This window comes from Arthrobacter pullicola (assembly GCF_014836875.1).
Classification (GTDB): Bacteria; Actinomycetota; Actinomycetes; order Actinomycetales; family Micrococcaceae; genus Arthrobacter_B; species Arthrobacter_B pullicola.
Map to the genome: position 1 here is coordinate 69,711 of NZ_JACSQC010000004.1, position 17,760 is coordinate 87,470.

14 protein-coding genes are annotated in these 17,760 nt (G+C 66.0%); 11 read left to right on the plus strand and 3 right to left on the minus strand.

What is annotated here, in order from left to right:
- Nucleotides 1-4 precede the first annotated feature (4 nt).
- From H9638_RS09170 to tuf, 11 genes are all read left to right on the plus strand, one after another.
- Complete coding sequence (locus tag H9638_RS09170) at nt 5-1,402, plus strand: lyase family protein (RefSeq protein ID WP_225217245.1); 1,398 nt, start codon at nt 5-7, stop codon at nt 1,400-1,402.
- The gene (locus tag H9638_RS09175; RefSeq protein ID WP_191746911.1) at nt 1,399-2,199 is read left to right on the plus strand and encodes an alpha/beta fold hydrolase; all 801 of its coding nucleotides are present in this window, start codon (nt 1,399-1,401) and stop codon (nt 2,197-2,199) included. The genes H9638_RS09170 and H9638_RS09175 overlap by 4 nt, the downstream gene beginning before the upstream one ends.
- Before the next feature lie 30 nt (nt 2,200-2,229).
- Complete coding sequence (gene pcaC, locus H9638_RS09180; protein ID WP_318241830.1) at nt 2,230-2,694, plus strand: 4-carboxymuconolactone decarboxylase; 465 nt, start codon at nt 2,230-2,232, stop codon at nt 2,692-2,694.
- A gap of 209 nt (nt 2,695-2,903) precedes the next feature.
- Nucleotides 2,904-4,106 (plus strand): thiolase family protein, encoded by a 1,203-nt coding sequence (locus tag H9638_RS09185; RefSeq protein ID WP_191747251.1) that lies wholly within the window; start codon nt 2,904-2,906, stop codon nt 4,104-4,106.
- A gap of 16 nt (nt 4,107-4,122) precedes the next feature.
- Nucleotides 4,123-4,806 carry a 3-oxoacid CoA-transferase subunit A gene (locus H9638_RS09190; RefSeq protein ID WP_191746912.1) on the plus strand — a complete coding sequence of 228 codons (684 nt, stop codon included), beginning with the start codon at nt 4,123-4,125 and terminating at the stop codon, nt 4,804-4,806.
- Nucleotides 4,803-5,483 carry a 3-oxoacid CoA-transferase subunit B gene (locus tag H9638_RS09195; protein ID WP_225217247.1) on the plus strand — a complete coding sequence of 227 codons (681 nt, stop codon included), beginning with the start codon at nt 4,803-4,805 and terminating at the stop codon, nt 5,481-5,483. Before H9638_RS09190 ends, H9638_RS09195 begins: the two co-directional genes overlap by 4 nt.
- Nucleotides 5,484-5,502: 19 nt before the next feature.
- Nucleotides 5,503-6,294 (plus strand): IclR family transcriptional regulator domain-containing protein, encoded by a 792-nt coding sequence (locus H9638_RS09200; RefSeq protein ID WP_191746913.1) that lies wholly within the window; start codon nt 5,503-5,505, stop codon nt 6,292-6,294.
- A gap of 351 nt (nt 6,295-6,645) precedes the next feature.
- Entirely contained in the window at nt 6,646-7,020 is a 375-nt protein-coding gene (gene rpsL / locus H9638_RS09205; protein ID WP_055239341.1) for a 30S ribosomal protein S12, read from the plus strand.
- Nucleotide 7,021: 1 nt separating this feature from the next.
- Nucleotides 7,022-7,492 (plus strand): 30S ribosomal protein S7, encoded by a 471-nt coding sequence (gene rpsG / locus H9638_RS09210; protein WP_055239342.1) that lies wholly within the window; start codon nt 7,022-7,024, stop codon nt 7,490-7,492.
- A gap of 115 nt (nt 7,493-7,607) precedes the next feature.
- Nucleotides 7,608-9,722: an elongation factor G gene (gene fusA, locus H9638_RS09215; protein ID WP_191746914.1), complete on the plus strand. Its 2,115-nt coding sequence runs from the start codon at nt 7,608-7,610 to the stop codon at nt 9,720-9,722.
- A 227-nt stretch (nt 9,723-9,949) separates the two neighbouring features.
- Entirely contained in the window at nt 9,950-11,140 is a 1,191-nt protein-coding gene (tuf, locus tag H9638_RS09220; protein ID WP_066295960.1) for an elongation factor Tu, read from the plus strand.
- Between the two features lie 53 nt (nt 11,141-11,193).
- Here the strand turns inward: tuf and H9638_RS09225 are convergent, their stop codons facing one another.
- Genes H9638_RS09225 through aroA form a run of 3 tightly spaced genes read right to left on the minus strand, consistent with a single transcriptional unit; the run spans nt 11,194 to nt 17,603 of the window.
- Nucleotides 11,194-13,380 (minus strand): oxidoreductase, encoded by a 2,187-nt coding sequence (locus tag H9638_RS09225; protein ID WP_318241831.1) that lies wholly within the window; start codon nt 13,378-13,380, stop codon nt 11,194-11,196.
- 9 nt (nt 13,381-13,389) lie between these two features.
- Complete coding sequence (locus H9638_RS09230; RefSeq protein ID WP_318241832.1) at nt 13,390-14,574, minus strand: acyl-CoA dehydrogenase family protein; 1,185 nt, start codon at nt 14,572-14,574, stop codon at nt 13,390-13,392.
- Nucleotides 14,571-17,603 (minus strand): 3-phosphoshikimate 1-carboxyvinyltransferase, encoded by a 3,033-nt coding sequence (gene aroA / locus H9638_RS09235; RefSeq protein WP_191746915.1) that lies wholly within the window; start codon nt 17,601-17,603, stop codon nt 14,571-14,573. The genes H9638_RS09230 and aroA overlap by 4 nt, the downstream gene beginning before the upstream one ends.
- Nucleotides 17,604-17,760 lie beyond the last annotated feature (157 nt).

Consider the following 17,760-nt stretch of genomic DNA (forward strand, 5'->3'; position numbering starts at 1 on the left):
TTCATTGGGCTCCGCGGAAACTGCCGACTACGGACTACTGTCGCCGGCATGGGCCGGCACCCGCGCCGCAGCACTGACCTCTGACGAGGCACTGCTGCAGGCCATGCTCGACGTCGAACTCGAGTGGCTGCGGGTGCTTGCCTCCGCGGGCCTGATCAACTCCGGGATCCCGGACGCCGTTGCTCCCGCCTGCCAGGCTTCGCGGTATGACATCGCGGACCTGGCCGCGCGGGCGCAGGGCGGCGGGAATCCCGTTATTCCCCTGCTGGCCGATCTGCGGGCACTGGTCCGCGGGGACGCCCCGGGTGCCGCCGGCCCCATCCACAAGGCGGCAACGAGCCAGGACATCCTGGACTCAGCCCTGATGCTCATGGCCGCCCGGACGCTGGAAACCATCCTGGCTGATGCGCGCCGGGTGGAAACCGCCCTCGGGGCACTGGCTCGCCGGCACGCCGGAACTGTCAGTGTGGCCCGTACCCTGACCCAGCATTCGCTGCCGTCGACCTTCGGACTGAAGGCCGCGCAGTGGCTCCATGGCATTGGGCAGGCCACCGCGGCGCTGGAAAATACGGCGGCGTCCCTGCCCCTGCAGTGGGGCGGTGCCTCCGGCACCATGGCTGCACTTACAACGGCCGCCGATGCGGCGGACCGCAGCCCCCTGGCTCTGGCCGCCGACCTGGCCGGCAGGCTGGGCCTCGCGGATCCCGTGGCGCCGTGGCAGACCAACCGGCTCCCGGTCACCCGCCTGGGGGCATCCCTGGCGGACCTGCTGGCAGCAGCGGGCAAAATCTCCAACGACGTGCTGCTGCTCAGCCGCCCGGAGATCGGCGAAGTCAGCGAACCGCGCGAAGCCGGCCGCGGCGGCTCCTCGGCCATGCCGCAAAAGCAGAATCCCGTGCTCTCCGTGCTGATCCGCAGCGCCGCCCTGGCAGCACCCGGCTACACCGCCATGCTGCAGGCCGCCGCCGGAGCAGCAGACGATGACCGCCCGGGTGGGTCCTGGCACGTCGAATGGCAGGCCCTGCGCCAGCTGCTGCGGCTGGCCGGGGGAGCCCTTGCCAAACTGGCGGAACTCACCGAAGGGCTGACGGTCCACACCGATGCCGTGGCCCGGAACCTGGAACTCGCCGGCCCGCTGGTCGTCAGCGAAAAGGTGATGGCACGCGTTGCTCCGCTGCTGGACGACGGAGTGCCCGGGCAGGGTAAAAAGCGTGTGCAGGAAATCGTGGCGCGCTCCCTGGCCGGCGAAGACTTTGCTGAGCTGCTGCGCGGGATCGTTCCCGCCGGAGAGCTTGCGGACCAGGAGATCACCGAGCTCCTGGACCCCGCCAATTACCTGGGCCAGTCGGATGCCCTGATCAGCCGAATTGTCTCGGCTTACCCCGGAAGGATGAACGCGTGAGCGTCCCGCAGATTAAAGCAACACAACTCTCCAATGCCGGCCCGGACGCCCCCGTCCTGATCGCCGGTCCGTCACTTGGGACCTCCGGCACCGCTCTGTGGAGCAGCACCGCAGCGCAGCTGGACGGCTACACGGTGATCGCCTGGGACCTGCCCGGCCACGGTAACAGCCCGGCGGCAGCGGAAGGATTCAGCCTGGAGGACCTGGCGGCGGCTGTTCACGGCCTGGTGGACAGTGCGGTCTCTGCCGGAGATCTCTCCGGCTCGCAGGAACTCTATTACGCCGGGGTCTCCCTGGGCGGCGCTGTTGGCCTGCAGCTGGGACTCGACTACCCGCAGGCGTTCCGGAAACTGGCCATCCTCTGCTCGGGCGCCAAGATCGGCGACGCCGAAGGCTGGGAAGCGCGCGCCGAAACAGTGCGCGGGCAGGGAACACCGGCCGTCCTGATCGGCTCCGCGCAGCGCTGGTTTGCCGAAGGCTTCATCGAACGGGACAAGGAAACCTCAGCCGCGCTGCTCCATTCCCTGCAGGACGCCGACCGCTTCTCCTACGCCTACTGCTGCCAGGCCCTGGCAGGCTTCGACGTCCGGGAGCGCCTGGACGGGATTTCCGCTCCGGTGCTGGCAGTGGCTGGCGCCGAGGACGTTGTCACCCCGCCGTCCTTCGCCGAGCTGATCGCAGCCGGCGTTCCCGACGGACGGTCCGCCGTCGTTCCCGATGCCGCGCACCTGGTGCCGGCCGAACAGCCTGCGGAAACCGCGAAACTGCTCAGCAGTTTCTTCGGCCCCGCCAACTAAACCCGGCTACGTAAAAGAGAAAGCGATTCAGTGAGCGAGAACAGCGCCAAAACCCAGCAGGACATCTACGACGAAGGCATGGCAGTCCGCCGCCAGGTGCTCGGCGACGCGCATGTCGACCGGGCCAACGCGGCAAAAGACGAGTTCACCTCCGATTTCCAGGACATGATCACCCGCTATGCCTGGGGCACCATCTGGACCCGGCCGGGCCTGGACCGGACCATGCGCAGCGCCATCACACTCACCGCCCTGATCGCCCACGGGCACCTGGAGGAACTCGCGATGCACGTGCGCGCCGCGCTGCGCAACGGCCTGACGCGGGATGAGATCAAGGAAGTCATCCTGCAATCGGCCATTTACTGCAGCGTCCCCTCCGCCAACTCTGCCTTCAAGGTTGCGCAGGGTGTTTTCGCCGAACTGGATGCTGCCGAAGGGGAAAGCGCCGAAGGCAACACCGCCGAAGTGAGCGCGGAAGCCGGACGCACCGAAGCCTGACGCAGCTGCGGGCCACCCAGGACGGCTTCCGCCGTCCGTCTTAAACCGCCATGTCCGGAAAGGGCTGGCGGTTTCGGGCATTCTTAGATAAATTCGCATCTTGTACGCATGTTCGGTCCGCGAACATTTTTTGGAAGTTGTACGCAGTACGGAGGTTCGCGGATTCGTACGCGGATAGACCGCATGCAGCACCCAGCAAAGGAGCCATGGTGAATCAGGCCTACATTTACGACGCCGTCCGGACCCCGTTCGGACGCTTCGGCGGAGCCCTCGCAGCGGTGCGCCCCGACGATCTCGCTGCCCAGGTGGTCAAGGCCGCCGTCTCACGGGCGCCGGGACTCGACCCCGAGCGGATCGATGAGGTGATCTTCGGAAACGCCAACGGCGCCGGCGAGGAAAACCGAAACGTCGCCCGCATGGCCACCCTGCTGGCGGGCCTGCCGGTCTCCATCCCCGGCACCACGGTGAACCGCCTCTGCGGCTCCTCCCTGGACGCCGCAATGATCGCCTCCCGGCAGATCAACGCCGGTGACGCTGACCTGATGCTGGTGGGCGGCGCCGAATCCATGAGCCGTGCACCCTGGGTCCTGCCGAAGAACGAGAAGCCCTACCCGGCCGGAGACCAGACCCTGGCCTCCACCACGCTGGGCTGGCGCCTGGTCAACCGGAACATGCCCAAGGAATGGACAGTCTCCCTCGGCGAAGCCACCGAGCAGCTCCGCGAGAAGTACGGCATCACCCGGGAACGCCAGGATGCCTTCGCGGCACGGTCGCACGAGCTGGCGGCCAAAGCCTGGGAGGAAGGGCGCTACGGCAACCTGACCGTTGCCGTGGACGGCGTTGACCTCACCCGCGACGAGAGCATCCGGGCCGGGTCCACCGTGGAGAAACTGGCCACGCTGAAGACGGTCTTCCGTCCCGTCTCCGATGAACCCTCCGGCGGCACCGTCACCGCCGGCAACGCGTCCCCGCTGAACGACGGTGCGTCCGCCGCATGGCTGGGCAGCGAAGCAGCAGCGCAGATGCTTGGCCTGGATCCGCTGGCCCGCATCGCCGGCAGGGGAGCGGCCGCCAACGAGCCGCAGTACTTCGGCTATGCACCGGTTGAAGCAGCCAACACCGCCCTGAAACGGGCAGGCATCTCCTGGAGCGACGTTTCCGCCGTCGAACTCAACGAAGCCTTCGCCGCACAGTCACTGGCCTGCATGGACGCCTGGGACATTGATCCCAGCATCGTCAACGCCTGGGGCGGCGCCGTTTCGATCGGCCACCCGCTGGGCGCCTCCGGAACCCGGATCCTCGGCACGCTGGCGCGCCGCCTGGAAGCCTCGGGCGAACGCTGGGGCGTCGCCGCCATCTGCATCGGTGTGGGCCAGGGCCTCGCCGTCGTACTTGAAAACACCAAAGCCTAACTTTCCAGGGAGAACCGTGCTGAATATTCTGCAGGACGTCGACGAAGCAGTCGCGCCGATCTATGACGGGGCCACCGTGATGATCGGCGGCTTCGGCAAGGCCGGGCAGCCCGTCGAGCTGATTGAGGCCCTGCTGCGCCAGGGCGCCAAGAACCTGACCGTTGTGAACAACAACGCCGGCAACGGTGAGGAAGGGCTCGCTGCGCTCATCGGTGCCGGCCGGGTCAGCAAGATCATCTGCTCCTTCCCGCGCCAGTCCGATTCCCACATCTTCGACGCCAAGTTCCGCGCCGGGGAAATCGAACTCGAACTGGTGCCGCAGGGCAACCTCGCCGAGCGGATCCGGGCTGCCGGCGCCGGAATCGGCGGTTTCTTCACGCCCACCGCCTACGGAACTCCGCTGGCAGAGGGCAAGGAGACCCGCATGATCGACGGCCGCGGCTATGTCTTCGAGACGCCGATCCACGCCGATTTTGCCCTGGTGAAGGCGCTGAAGGCGGACCGGACCGGCAACCTTATCTACCGCAAGACCGCACGGAACTTTGGCCCGATCATGGCAGCCGCCGCGAAGAACGCCATTGTCCAGGTCCGCGAAATCGTCGAAACCGGGGACCTCGATCCGGAAATCATTGTGACCCCCGGGATCTACGTGAACTCCCTGGTCCAGGTATCCCAGGAGAAAGCACCGGCAGCAGCATGAGCGAGAAGGCAGTGGACACCATCATGAGCGAAAAACTGGACCGCAACTCACTGGCAGAACTGGTTGCCCGGGACATTGCACCGGGCTCCTTCGTGAACCTGGGCATCGGCCAGCCGACCCTCGTCTCGAACTACCTCAAGCCCGAGCAGCACGTCACCCTGCACACCGAAAACGGCATGCTGGGCATGGGTCCGGAAGCCCAGGGCAGCGAAATCGACGGAGACCTGATTAACGCCGGCAAGATTCCGGTCACCGAACTGCCCGGCGCCTCCTACTTCCACCACGCCGACTCCTTTGCGATCATGCGGGGCGGCCACCTGGATGTCTGCGTGCTCGGGGCCTTTCAGGTCTCAGCAACCGGCGACCTGGCGAACTGGCACACCGGGGCACCGGATGCCATCCCGGCCGTGGGCGGCGCCATGGACCTTGCCACCGGTGCCAAGGACGTCTATGTCATGATGTCCCTGTTCACCCGCGAGGGTGTCAGCAAGCTGGTTGCCGAGTGCTCCTACCCGCTCACCGGGGTGGGATGCGTCACGCGCGTCTACACTAATGAAGCGGTGTTCCTCCTGAAGGAGGACGGCGTCCATGTCCGCGAGACCTTCGGGATCAGTTTCGAGGAGCTTGCCGCCAAGATGGACGTTCCGCTGATCGCACCTTCCGCGGACGCAGCCTAGGACCTTCAATGGGGGATAAATGAGCGAAACCATCGCGGCCAGCGACCAGTTTGTCCAGTCGCTGGCCCGCGGACTGTCGGTGATCCGGGCCTTCGACGCCGAACATGTGCAGATGACGCTCAGTGATGTCTCCCGCCGCACCGGACTGACCAGGGCTACGGCCCGGCGGTTCCTGCTTACGCTGGTGGAACTCGGTTACGTCCGCACCGATGGGCGGAGCTTCGAGCTGACAGCACTTGTTCTCCAGCTTGGCTATTCCTACCTGGCCGGACAGACACTTCCCCAGCTGGCCCAGCCGCTGCTCGAGGACCTGTCCCGGGAAATCCACGAATCAACCTCGGCCTCCATCCTCGACGGCAACGAAATCGTCTATGTCGCCAGGATCCACACCCGGCGCCTGATGACCGTCGGCATAACTGTCGGGACGAGGTTCCCCGCCTACGCCACCTCCATGGGCCGGGTCCTGCTGGCCGGCCTTCCGGAGGAGCGGCTGTCCGCGTACCTCGCGGAGGTGGAGCTCAAACCGCTGACTGAACGGACCCTGACCACCGAGGCCGGGCTGCGCGCGGAGGTGCAGCGGGTCCGGGAACAGGGGTGGGCGGTTGTGGACCAGGAACTCGAACGGGGACTGCGTTCGGTGGCGGTCCCGATTTTCAGCCCGTCCGGCGAAGTGATTGCCGCGCTGAATACCTCGATGCAGGCCACGCTGGGACTCGATGGTCCTACACTGGAGGAAGCGGCGGCCTCCGTGCTGCCGCATCTGCAGGAGGCTTCACGGAAAATCACGCAGGCCCTGGCGGCGCGGAGCTAGCTCCCGCGGCGCTGGCCGGCAGCCGGGGGTGTGCCCGGCCGGCGCCGGTCCCAGCCCCCGTGTGGAGTCTGCTAGACTTATAACAATTGTTTGTGTGGCAGTGGATGAAGGCCGCTCGCATGTTCTCCGGATATCTCTCCGAAGTGCGGGTGGGGGCCTGTTTCCGGGTTGCAGGGTTCTTGTGCAACGAATGCCACACTTTTGCACGCCTACGGTCGCTTTCGGTTCAACGGAACGTCTCGGGGGCACTGCGGCAACAAACTTTGAAAAGCGTCGCCTGAGGCTGCAGACAGCCGGCAGCCCGGCGTTGCAACCAGAGAATCTATCTCGAGATAAACGGAGAACTGATAAGTGCCTACGATTCAGCAGCTGGTCCGGAAGGGCCGCTCACCCAAGGTCTCCAAGACCAAGGCTCCTGCCCTTAAGGGCAGCCCGATGCGCCGTGGTGTTTGCACCCGTGTTTACACCACCACCCCGAAGAAGCCGAACTCGGCTCTGCGCAAGGTAGCCCGCGTCCGCCTCAACGGCGGCGTTGAAGTTACCGCTTACATCCCCGGTGTGGGTCACAACCTGCAGGAACACTCCATCGTGCTGGTCCGCGGTGGCCGTGTGAAGGACCTGCCCGGTGTCCGTTACAAGATCGTTCGCGGCGCACTTGACACCCAGGGTGTCAAGAACCGCAAGCAGGCTCGCAGCCGCTACGGCGCGAAGATGGAGAAGAAGTAATATGCCCCGCAAGGGTCCGGCCCCCAAGCGGCCGCTCGCAGTTGATCCCGTCTACGGCTCCCCGCTGGTCACGCAGCTGATCAACAAGGTCCTCGTCGACGGCAAGAAGTCCACCGCAGAGCGCATCGTTTACGGTGCCCTCGCCGGAGCACAGGAGAAGACCGGACAGGATCCGGTTGCAGCCCTGAAGAAGGCCATGGACAACATCAAGCCGAGCCTTGAGGTCAAGTCCCGCCGCGTCGGCGGCGCCACCTACCAGGTTCCCGTTGAGGTCAAGCCGGGCCGTGCAACCGCACTGGCCCTTCGCTGGCTGGTTGGCTACTCCAAGGCCCGCCGCGAGAAGACGATGACCGAGCGCCTGCGCAACGAGATCCTCGATGCCTCCAACGGTCTTGGTGCTGCTGTTAAGCGTCGCGAAGACACCCACAAGATGGCCGAGTCCAACAAGGCCTTCGCCCACTACCGCTGGTAACAAGCCTTTCCAGATTCTCTTCAGCCCCAGGCCCTGCGGCCCGCTTCGGCGGGCCTCGGGGCCGAAGGCCGAATAGATGACCGGCGGGGCCCAGAACCAAAACTAGGGAGAAACCGTGGCACTCGACGTGCTTACCGACCTCAACAAGGTCCGCAACATCGGCATCATGGCCCACATTGATGCCGGCAAGACCACTACCACCGAGCGCATCCTGTTCTACACCGGTGTCAACCACAAGATTGGTGAGACGCACGACGGCGCCTCGACCATGGACTGGATGGCACAGGAGCAGGAGCGGGGTATCACCATTACCTCCGCAGCTACCACGTGCTACTGGGACAACAACCAGATCAACATCATCGACACGCCGGGTCACGTTGACTTCACTGTCGAGGTTGAGCGGTCCCTGCGCGTGCTCGACGGCGCCGTAGCCGTTTTCGACGGCAAGGAAGGCGTGGAGCCGCAGTCCGAGACTGTCTGGCGCCAGGCTGATAAGTACAACGTTCCGCGTATCTGCTTCGTCAACAAGATGGACAAGCTGGGCGCTGACTTCTACTTCACCGTCGACACCATCATCAACCGCCTCGGCGCCAAGCCGCTGGTCCTCCAGCTGCCGATCGGTGCCGAGAGCGAATTCGAGGGCGTCGTTGACCTCCTCGAAATGCGTGCACTCACCTGGCGCGGCGACGCCAAGGGTGACGTGACCATGGGCGCCAAGTACGAAGTTGAGCCGATCCCCGCAGACCTGCAGGAAAAGGCTGAAGAGTACCGTGCCAAGCTGGTTGAGACCGTTGCTGAAGCCAGCGACGAGCTGATGGACAAGTACCTCGAAGGTGAAGAACTCACCCTTGAGGAACTGAAGGCCGGCATCCGCAAGCTGACCGTCAACTCCGAGGTCTACCCGGTGCTGTGCGGCTCCGCGTTCAAGAACCGCGGCGTACAGCCGATGCTTGACGCCGTCGTCGCTTACCTGCCGAGCCCGCTTGACGTCCCGAACATCAAGGGCCACGACATCCGCGACGAAGAGGTCATCCTCGAACGCGCCGCTGATGCCGAAGCTCCGTTCGCGGCACTGGCGTTCAAGGTTGTCACGCACCCGTTCTTCGGCCGCTTGACCTACATCCGCGTGTACTCCGGTCACGCTGCCTCCGGCACACAGGTCATGAACTCGACCAAGCAGAAGAAGGAGCGCATCGGGAAGCTCTTCCAGATGCACGCCAACAAGGAAAACCCGGTCGACGAGATCACGACGGGCCACATCTACGCCGCTATCGGCCTGAAGGACACCACCACGGGCGACACCCTGTGCGACCTTCAGAACCCGATCGTGCTGGAATCCATGAGCTTCCCGGAGCCCGTGATTTCCGTGGCCATCGAGCCGAAGACCAAGGGTGACCAGGAGAAGCTCTCCACGGCTATCCAGAAGCTCTCCGAAGAGGACCCGACCTTCCAGGTCTCCCTCGACGAAGACACCGGCCAGACCATCATCGCCGGCATGGGCGAGCTCCACCTGGACATCCTGGTGGACCGCATGCGCCGCGAGTTCCGCGTCGAAGCCAACGTGGGCAAGCCCCAGGTTGCTTACCGCGAAACGATCCGCCGTACGGTCGAGCGTTACGATTACACGCACAAGAAGCAGACCGGTGGTTCCGGCCAGTTCGCTAAGATCCAGATCGCGATCGAGCCGCTGGATACTGCTGAAGGCGCAATGTACGAGTTCGAGAACAAGGTCACCGGTGGCCGCGTTCCGCGCGAATACATCCCCAGCGTCGACCAGGGCATCCAGAGCGCCCTCACCGACGGCATCCTTGCCGGTTACCCGGTTGTCGGCATCAAGGCAACGCTTATCGATGGCGCTTACCACGACGTCGACTCTTCGGAAATGGCGTTCAAGATCGCCGGCCGCCAGGCTTTCAAGGAAGCTGCACGGCAGGCAAGCCCGGTTCTGCTTGAACCGATCATGGATGTTGAAGTCCGCACCCCTGAGGAATACATGGGTGAGGTCATCGGTGACATCAACTCGCGCCGCGGGCAGATGCAGTCGATGGAAGACGCCAGCGGCGTAAAGGTCATTCGTGCCCTTGTCCCGCTGTCCGGCATGTTTGGGTACATCGGCGACCTGCGGTCCAAGACCCAGGGCCGCGCCGTTTACTCGATGTCGTTCAACAGCTACGCAGAGGTCCCGAAGGCAGTAGCCGACGAGATCATCCAGAAGACGCGCGGCGAGTAAGACCCTGGCCGGTGTCCGGAGCAATTCGGACACCGGCCGTGCGCAGCCTGGTCCAGGGATGAAAAGTCCGGAAGACCAGGTTGCGCGGCCAGACTGAGCGGAACCTGTAAGGAACCGCAGCACAAGGCAATTTCATCAAAATAACAGCCCCCCAGTAGACTTGTATCGGATCAGTTGCGAGAAGCGCGGCTGGTGATTCAGTCTTCTAACCTTTCTAGGAGGAACCCGTGGCGAAGGCAAAGTTCGAGCGGACTAAGCCGCACGTCAACATCGGCACCATTGGTCACGTTGACCATGGAAAGACGACGTTGACCGCTGCCATTTCAAAGGTGCTTGCTGACAAGTACCCTGACCTGAACGAGCAGCGCGACTTCGCTGCTATCGACTCCGCGCCCGAAGAGCGCCAGCGCGGTATCACCATCAACATCTCGCACATCGAGTACCAGACCGAGAAGCGTCACTACGCACACGTTGACGCCCCCGGCCACGCTGACTACATCAAGAACATGATCACTGGTGCAGCTCAGATGGACGGCGCAATCCTCGTGGTTGCCGCTACTGACGGCCCGATGGCTCAGACCCGCGAGCACGTTCTGCTCGCCCGCCAGGTTGGTGTTCCCTACCTGCTGGTCGCACTGAACAAGTCCGACATGGTTGAGGACGAGGAACTTCTCGACCTCGTGGAAATGGAAGTTCGCGAACTGCTGAGCTCCCAGGAGTTCGACGGCGACAACGCTCCCGTCGTTCGCGTTTCCGGCCTGAAGGCACTGGAAGGCGACCCCAAGTGGGTTGCGTCCGTCGAAGAACTCATGGAAGCCGTTGACAACAACGTTCCGGACCCCGTTCGCGACAAGGACAAGCCGTTCCTGATGCCGATCGAGGATGTCTTCACCATCACCGGTCGTGGCACCGTTGTTACGGGCCGCGCCGAGCGCGGTACTCTCGCCATCAACTCCGAGGTCGAGATCGTCGGCATCCGTCCGGTCCAGAAGACCACGGTTACCGGTATCGAGATGTTCCACAAGCAGCTTGACGAAGCATGGGCCGGCGAGAACTGTGGCCTGCTGCTCCGCGGTATCAAGCGCGAAGACGTAGAGCGTGGCCAGGTTGTCGTCAAGCCGGGTTCCATCACCCCGCACACCGACTTCGAGGCCAACGTCTACATCCTGTCCAAGGATGAAGGCGGCCGCCACAACCCGTTCTACTCGAACTACCGCCCGCAGTTCTACTTCCGCACCACCGACGTCACGGGTGTTATCACCCTGCCCGAGGGTACGGAAATGGTTATGCCCGGTGACAACACCGAAATGACCGTTGAACTGATCCAGCCGATCGCAATGGAAGAAGGCCTCGGCTTCGCTATCCGCGAAGGCGGCCGCACCGTTGGATCCGGCCGCGTCACCAAGATCATCAAGTAATTTGATGAACTGACGCTCGGACCGTTCGGTTCAGCATTGAGAAGGCCCCGCTGCTACGGCAGCGGGGCCTTCTTGCGTTCGCGGAGGAGCCGGCTGGGATCGGCGCCCAAGGCGGCGGCCACGGCAGTACCGCACTCCAGGCCATCGGCGAAGGCACGGACGGCGTTGAGTCCGGCCGCGGTGGCAGCGCCGCCAATGACGGTGAACGGAATCCCTGCCGCCTCCAGCCCGTGCGCCAGTTCGGTGTTTTCCACCTGGCCGGCGGCCACGACGACGGCGTCAGCCGGGATGAGCAGGCCGCTGCCGTCCTGGCGGGTCACCAGCAGCCCCCGGTTGGTCAGGCGCCGGCAGGTGACGCCAGTGAGCATGCGCACCCCCGCGCTGCGCAGCACCTGGAGCGCGGCCCATCTGGTGGAAGGACCGATTCCGGCACCAATCCGGCCGCCCCGGCGCAGCAGGGTGATCTGTGCTCCGCCGCGGTCCGCGCCGGCGGCACCCGCCAGCTCCCGCGCGAAGCGTTCGGCCGACTGTTTTTCGGTCTCCGGGCGGCCCGGTTCCGGCTGGAGAAGCAGGTGGGCCAGGTCCACCGCGATCCCTCCTGCGCCCACGACGGCGATGCGGGGTACTGTGCGCAGCGCAGCCGGATCAGCGAACGCGTCCCGGTAATCCAGGACCGGAAGCTGGCCCTGCCCGGGCAGGGGCACGGTGCGGGGCAATACACCGGTGGCTACCACCACGTGGCTGAACCCGGCCAGATCGGCAGCCCGGACGCGCACGCCGGTCCGGATCCGGACACCCAGCCGCGGTAGTTCGTGGCTGAAGTACCTGACGTTCTCCAGGAAGTCCGCTTTGCCCGGCACCTTTCCGGCCAGCAGGAACTGCCCGCCGATGCCCGGCCCCGCCTCGAACAGGACCACTGGCACACCGTGGGAGGCGAGGGTTGCCGCGGCCTGGAGGCCTGCCGGTCCCGCGCCCGCCACCGCGACGGCGGCGTGTGCAGGAAGGCGTACACCACCGGGGCCTGGCCCGGTCCCGGGCAAGGGTGCCGGCCCCGCGCCGGGGACAGGACCCTTGCCGGCGGCCTGCACCTCGACGGGGTATGCCGCTTCCCGCCCGGCGCGTGGGTTAACCAGGCAGGAGACCGGTTCTGTGCCGAGCGACCGGTCGATGCAGGCTTCGTTGCAGGCAATACAGGTGTTCACCAGTTCCGGCCGTCCAGCGGCACTTTTAGCCACAATGCGCGGATCGGCGAGGAACGGCCGGGCCAGGGACACAAAATCAACCTGCCCGGCGGCCAGGGCGGCGTCCGCCTGGGCCAGGGAATTGATGCGGTTCGAACCGATGACCGGGACAGGGCAGGCCTGCGCGGCCAGTGCCGCCCGGATCAGGGCGGCAACTGGAAGCCACTGGCCGTGCGGTACCAGGGCCTGGACAGTGGGGACCCGTGATTCATGCCAGCCGATTCCGACGTTGAGGGCGTCTGCTCCGGCCGCCGCGAGGGCTGCGGCGAGGCCGCGGTATTCTTCCGGGGAGCTGGAGCCTGGCATCAGATCGTCTCCGGAGAGCCGGAATATCACGGGGAGTCCAGGACCGGCGGCGTCACGGACCGCGGCGAGCACCGCCAGGGGAAAGGCCCTGCGCCGGACGGCGTCCCCGCCCCACTCATCATCGCGCAGGTTGGTGGCCGCCGAGGCAAACTGATTCACCAGGTAGCCCTCGGAACCCATAATCTCCACAGCATCGAAGCCAAGCTCCCGCGCCAGCCGGGCGGCGCCGGCAAAATCCTCCAGCGTCCGCGCGATCTGCTCTTGGTTCATGGCCGCAGGCATGCTTCGGGAGAAGGCGGACCAGACGGGGGAGGGGGCCAGCGGCTGCAGGCCGAAGGTGTCTTCAAAGGCATACCGGCCGGCGTGGAAAAGCTGCAGCGCCAGCCGCCCACCGGCGTCGTGCACTGCCTCCAGCGCCGCTCCGGCAGCGTCCAGAAATGCGCCGCCACCGCTCACCAGGTAGGTCCTGCCGCCGGAACCTTCCCGGCTGACGGCGGTGCCCCCGGTGACGATCAGGGCGGCGCCCCCGGCAGCCCGCTCCGCGTAGAACGCGCCCAGCGCCCGGGGATCGGCTTCGAAGTTCAGGTGCATGGACCCCATGAGTATCCGGTGCGGCAGGTCCAGCGTGCCGATGGAACCCGGGGCGAAGGCAGCCGGAAACATGCGTGCTCCGGGGCGGGGATCAGTAGTCACGGGTTGCCGCTATCCGCCCGCACCGCCCAGGAGATCCCTGGCAATCACTGCCTTCTGGATCTCGTTGGTGCCTTCTTCGAACCGCTGGGCCCGGGCATCCCGGTAAACACGTTCAATCGGCTGGGACTGCCAGTAACCGATGCCGCCATGCACCTGCAGTGCCTTGTCCGTGACCCGGGTCAGCATATCGACGGCGGTCAGCTTCGCCATCGAGGACAGTGCAGGGGCCCCAGGGTCGGAATCCTGCCAGGCAGCAGCCGCCGTCAGCGTGAGCGCCCGGGCAGCGGCTATGTCGGCGGCATTTTCGGCCAGCATAAAGGCGATGGCCTGCCGGGAAGCCAGCGGTTTGCCGAAGGTGGTGCGTTCCAGGGCGTAGGTGACAGCCAGCTGCTGGGCGCGCTGGGCCAGCCCCACGCAGCTCATGGCCACGGAGATTCGGCTGGGGGTGAGGAATCCGCCCAGCGCCACCAGCAGGCCGTCTCCCTCCGCACCCAGCCGGTTCGCCACCGGAACCGGTGCGTTGGTGAATGTCAGCGAAGCATGGTCGGTGCCGCGCACTCCCATCGTGTGGGAAGTGTCTTCCACCACGGCCCCCGGCACGGTGCGGTCGACCAGCAGCGCCACGGTCCCGTCCCGGCCGGTGCTGCCCTCCAGCCGCGCGAACAGGAGCCAATAGTCGCACCGGACACCAAAGGTGATCAGGTGCTTGCGGCCCGTGAGGAAATAGGTGTCCCCGTCCCGGCGGACTGTGGAGGAGATGTCCACGCCGGTGCCGTTGCCCGGTTCCGTCAGGGTGAACGCCACCGTCAGGTCTCCGGCCACGGCCGGGCGGATGACATCCCGGCGCTGGCGCTCGTCCGCGAACGGGTTCATGGCCCGCCAGGTCCCGTTCAGGACATGCACGATCATGCGGATCGAGGCGTGCGACCGGGAGAAGACTTCCATCAGCCCCATCCACTGCACAAAGCTCAGCCCGGCTCCGCCGAGCTCCCGCGGCGCGGCCAGGGATAGGAAACCTTCGGTCCGCAGCTGCTTCCACAGCGCGTCCGGCGTGGAACCCGCCGCCTCGATCTCCTCAGCCCAGGCCTCGCCGGGCCCCTCAACCCAGTCCGTGACCCTCTGGAGCAGGCTCTGGTACTCGGGCTCCGGGACGGAGCTGCCCCTCCCGTCCGCAGTAATGCCGCTGGTCCTCACGCCTGGCTCCTGTCCTCGGCCGCTGGGTTTCCTGCCAGTTCACGCGCCCGTTCGCGCAGCAGGAACTTTTGTACTTTGCCGACGGGATTGCGGGGAATGGCCTGAACCAGTTCAAGATGCTCGGGCCAATAGTGCTTCGATACCTGGAAACTGTCCAAGTAGCCGGTGAGTTCGGCAAGGGTCAGGTCCGCTCCGCCGGCGGGCACCACGAAAGCACACGCCCGTTCGCCCAGCCGCGGATCGGGCATGGCAGCCAGCGCGACGTCTTCCACTCCAGGGTGGCGGTAGAGCAGCTGCTCAATCTCGGCCACGGGGATTTTCTCGCCGCCGCGGTTGATGACATCCCGCACCCGGCCGGTAATGCGCAGGTACCCGGCGTCGTCGAGCGTGGCCAGGTCCCCGGTGCGGTACCAGCCGTCCTCCGTGAAGGCTTCCTTGGTCAGGTCCGGACGGTCCAGGTAGCCCTCGAACAGGGTGGGGCTCAGGAGTTCGAAGTTGCCCTCCATCCCCGGCGGCAGCAGCTGCCCCTCGTCGCTGACGATCCTGGCCCGGACTCCGGGGAGCAGCCGCCCATCAGTTCCCCAGACCAGGGCCGGATCGTCACCGGGGGAGGAGACAGATCCCAGGCAGGTCTCCGTGGTGCCGAAGGCCCCGCAGACGGCGGTGTCCAGCACCCGGGTGGCGCGCTCCGCCAGGTGCCGCGGAACGGCCGCACCGGTATTAACGAAGATCCGCAGACTCGCAGGGGCAGCGGCTCCGGCTTCGACTGCCTTGACCAGGTCGGTGAGGAACGGGGTGGCAGCCTGCACGAACGTCCCCTTCCAGCCCCGGAGCATGGTCAGCGCCCGCTCAGGTTCCCAGACCGCCTGCAGGATCTGCGGCGCGCCCAGCACGAAGGACAGCCACATGCCGTAGAGGAATCCGGTTTGGTGGGCCAGCGGTGAGGGGATGAAGACGGCATCCGTGCTGTCCAGTTCCAGCTGGTGTGCTTCCATGGCCGCTGCCCGGCTTAGCGTGCTGTGCCGGTGGAGCACGCCTTTCGGCTCACCGGTGGTTCCGGAGGTGAACAGCAGCTGGGCGGGCGCATCGGGAGCCGGGGCAGCAGCGTCAATCAACTCCCGGTCCACCTCGGTCTCGGCCAGTTCCTGCTCCCAGCCATGCCAGATGATGCCCCGCTCGCGGACCGGCAGCGGGGGAGCGGCTGCGCCGATGACCACCACATGCCGGACCGCCAGGTCGTAGGCGGGGTCGGTGCCGGTGCCGGCGGCCAGGATGCCGGAGAGTTCCGCGGCATAGTGCCTGCCGCGGAACTCTTCGGGGACCACAACGACGGCGGCACGGGAGCGGTGGAGGGCAAACGCGACCTCGCGTTCGCGGAAGATCGGCATCAGGGGTGCAGCCACGGCGCCGATCCGCAGGACCGCCACGGTCAGGAGGACGAACTCGCTCCAGTTCGGCAATTGGAAGGCCACCCGGTCTCCGGGCCGGACCCCCAGGCTGAGCAGCATCGCCGCGATCCGGTCTGCTCCGGCGTCCAGCTCCGCCCAGGTCAGGTGTCCGGTATCCCGCGGCCGCCCGTCGACGACGGCGGTATCCGCCGGGCGTTCCTTCGCCCACCGGCGGACCCAGTCGGATCCGGTTACGGCGGAGCTTTCCTCGATGCCGTGGGCCGTGAGCTGGGCCGGACGGTGTCTGCGGAGCGCCTGCGGGGTTTTCCGGCGCAGGACACGCCCCTCCTCGACCTGCATGGACAATCCGAAGGAGTTCATTGCCTGGAGGAACTCCGGATAGGAGATGCGGTAGGCATTCGGGTAGGTCAGGGTGGACCGGCCCTCCGCTGCCGAGGCCGCGATGGCCAGGGACATCAGTACCCGGTGGTCGTTGAAGGAGGAAAGATCCGCGCCGGCCAGGTGTGCCGGGCCCCGGACACGCAGTTCATTGCCGGTGATCCGGACGTCCGCGCCCATGGAATTCAGCTGCAGCATCGCGGCGACCCGGTCCGATTCCTTCAGCCGCACGTGCCCGACATTGCGGAACACGCTTTCACCGTCGGCGCAGGCCGCCATGACGGACAGGATCGGCAGCATGTCCGGAACAAGGCGGCAGTCGATGTCCGCCGGTCCCAGGCGAAGGCCGTCGTGCCGGACCCGGACCGCGTCCAGCCCGGCGTCGTAGGTCATCGGCAGGCCCATGTCCGCTGCAATGTCCAGGAAATCCGCTTCCGGATGGTCACTGCCGTCCGCCGTGACCGACTGCAGCCCGTGCAGCAGCAGATCGGATGGATGCAACGCGGCGGCGGCCAGTCCGAAGGCCGCGGAGCCTATGTCCGGGGGCATCCTCAGGTCTGTGGGCACGGCCTGCTGCCCCGGCGGGATTTCGAACCTGTGCCAGTCCTCGAGAACCTCGAGCTGCAGCCCGAACCGGCGCATCATCTGGACCGTCAGTTCCAGGTAGGTTCGTTCGTTCAGCGTTCCGTCCACCACCACGGTGGTTGGTCCCGAGGCGAACGGTGCCAGCAGCAGAAGCCCGGAAATCCACTGGGAGAGGGTCCCGGCTATGTGTACCTCTCCGCCGGCGGGTGCGTGGGCACGGACCCGGATCGGCGGACAATCGGTGGGGGAATCGACGTCGAGCCCCATTTGCCGCAGCGCCGCCAGGAGCGGGCCGATGGGCCGGCGCTGGAAGTACTTCTGGCCGGTGACTGTAACGTCCCGGGATCCCAGAGCGGCGAGCCCGGCCATGAAGTAGAGGGTGGTGCCGGAGCTGCCGGCCGATATGCTCTCGCCGGCGGGAACGTAGGGGCCTCCGTGGACTACGTAGGTCCCGCCGTCAACGTCTATCCGGGTGCCGAGCCGGCGCAGCATTGCCACCGTGTAATGAACATGGCGGGCATCGGTCAGCCCGGTGATGCGGCTGGTCCCGGGCGCGAGTGAGGCCAGGATCAACGCCCGGTGGGCGTGGTATTTGGAGTTGGGCACCTGTGCTTCTCCACAGATGCGCTGCTGTGTTCCCAGGACCGAAAGATGCATGGCGTCATAGCCCTTCCACCGGCTGCTGTGCGCGTCCAGGCGGCCACCCCGGAGCCGAGGCTATCAGCTTGGGCAGACCCCCGGAACAGGCTGCGCATCCAGTGCCGGCGGGCGTCCCCCATTTTGTTCCGGGCATGGCCCGGGCCGGCTTTGTCCA

Coding starts and splice junctions, on each gene's coding strand:
- H9638_RS09195 (WP_225217247.1), top strand. CDS start 4,803: ATGAGCGAGAAGGCAGTGGACACCATCATGAGCGAAAAACTGGACCGC.
- H9638_RS09200 (WP_191746913.1), top strand. CDS start 5,503: ATGAGCGAAACCATCGCGGCCAGCGACCAGTTTGTCCAGTCGCTGGCC.
- rpsG (WP_055239342.1), top strand. CDS start 7,022: ATGCCCCGCAAGGGTCCGGCCCCCAAGCGGCCGCTCGCAGTTGATCCC.
- aroA (WP_191746915.1), bottom strand. CDS start 17,603: ATGCATCTTTCGGTCCTGGGAACACAGCAGCGCATCTGTGGAGAAGCA.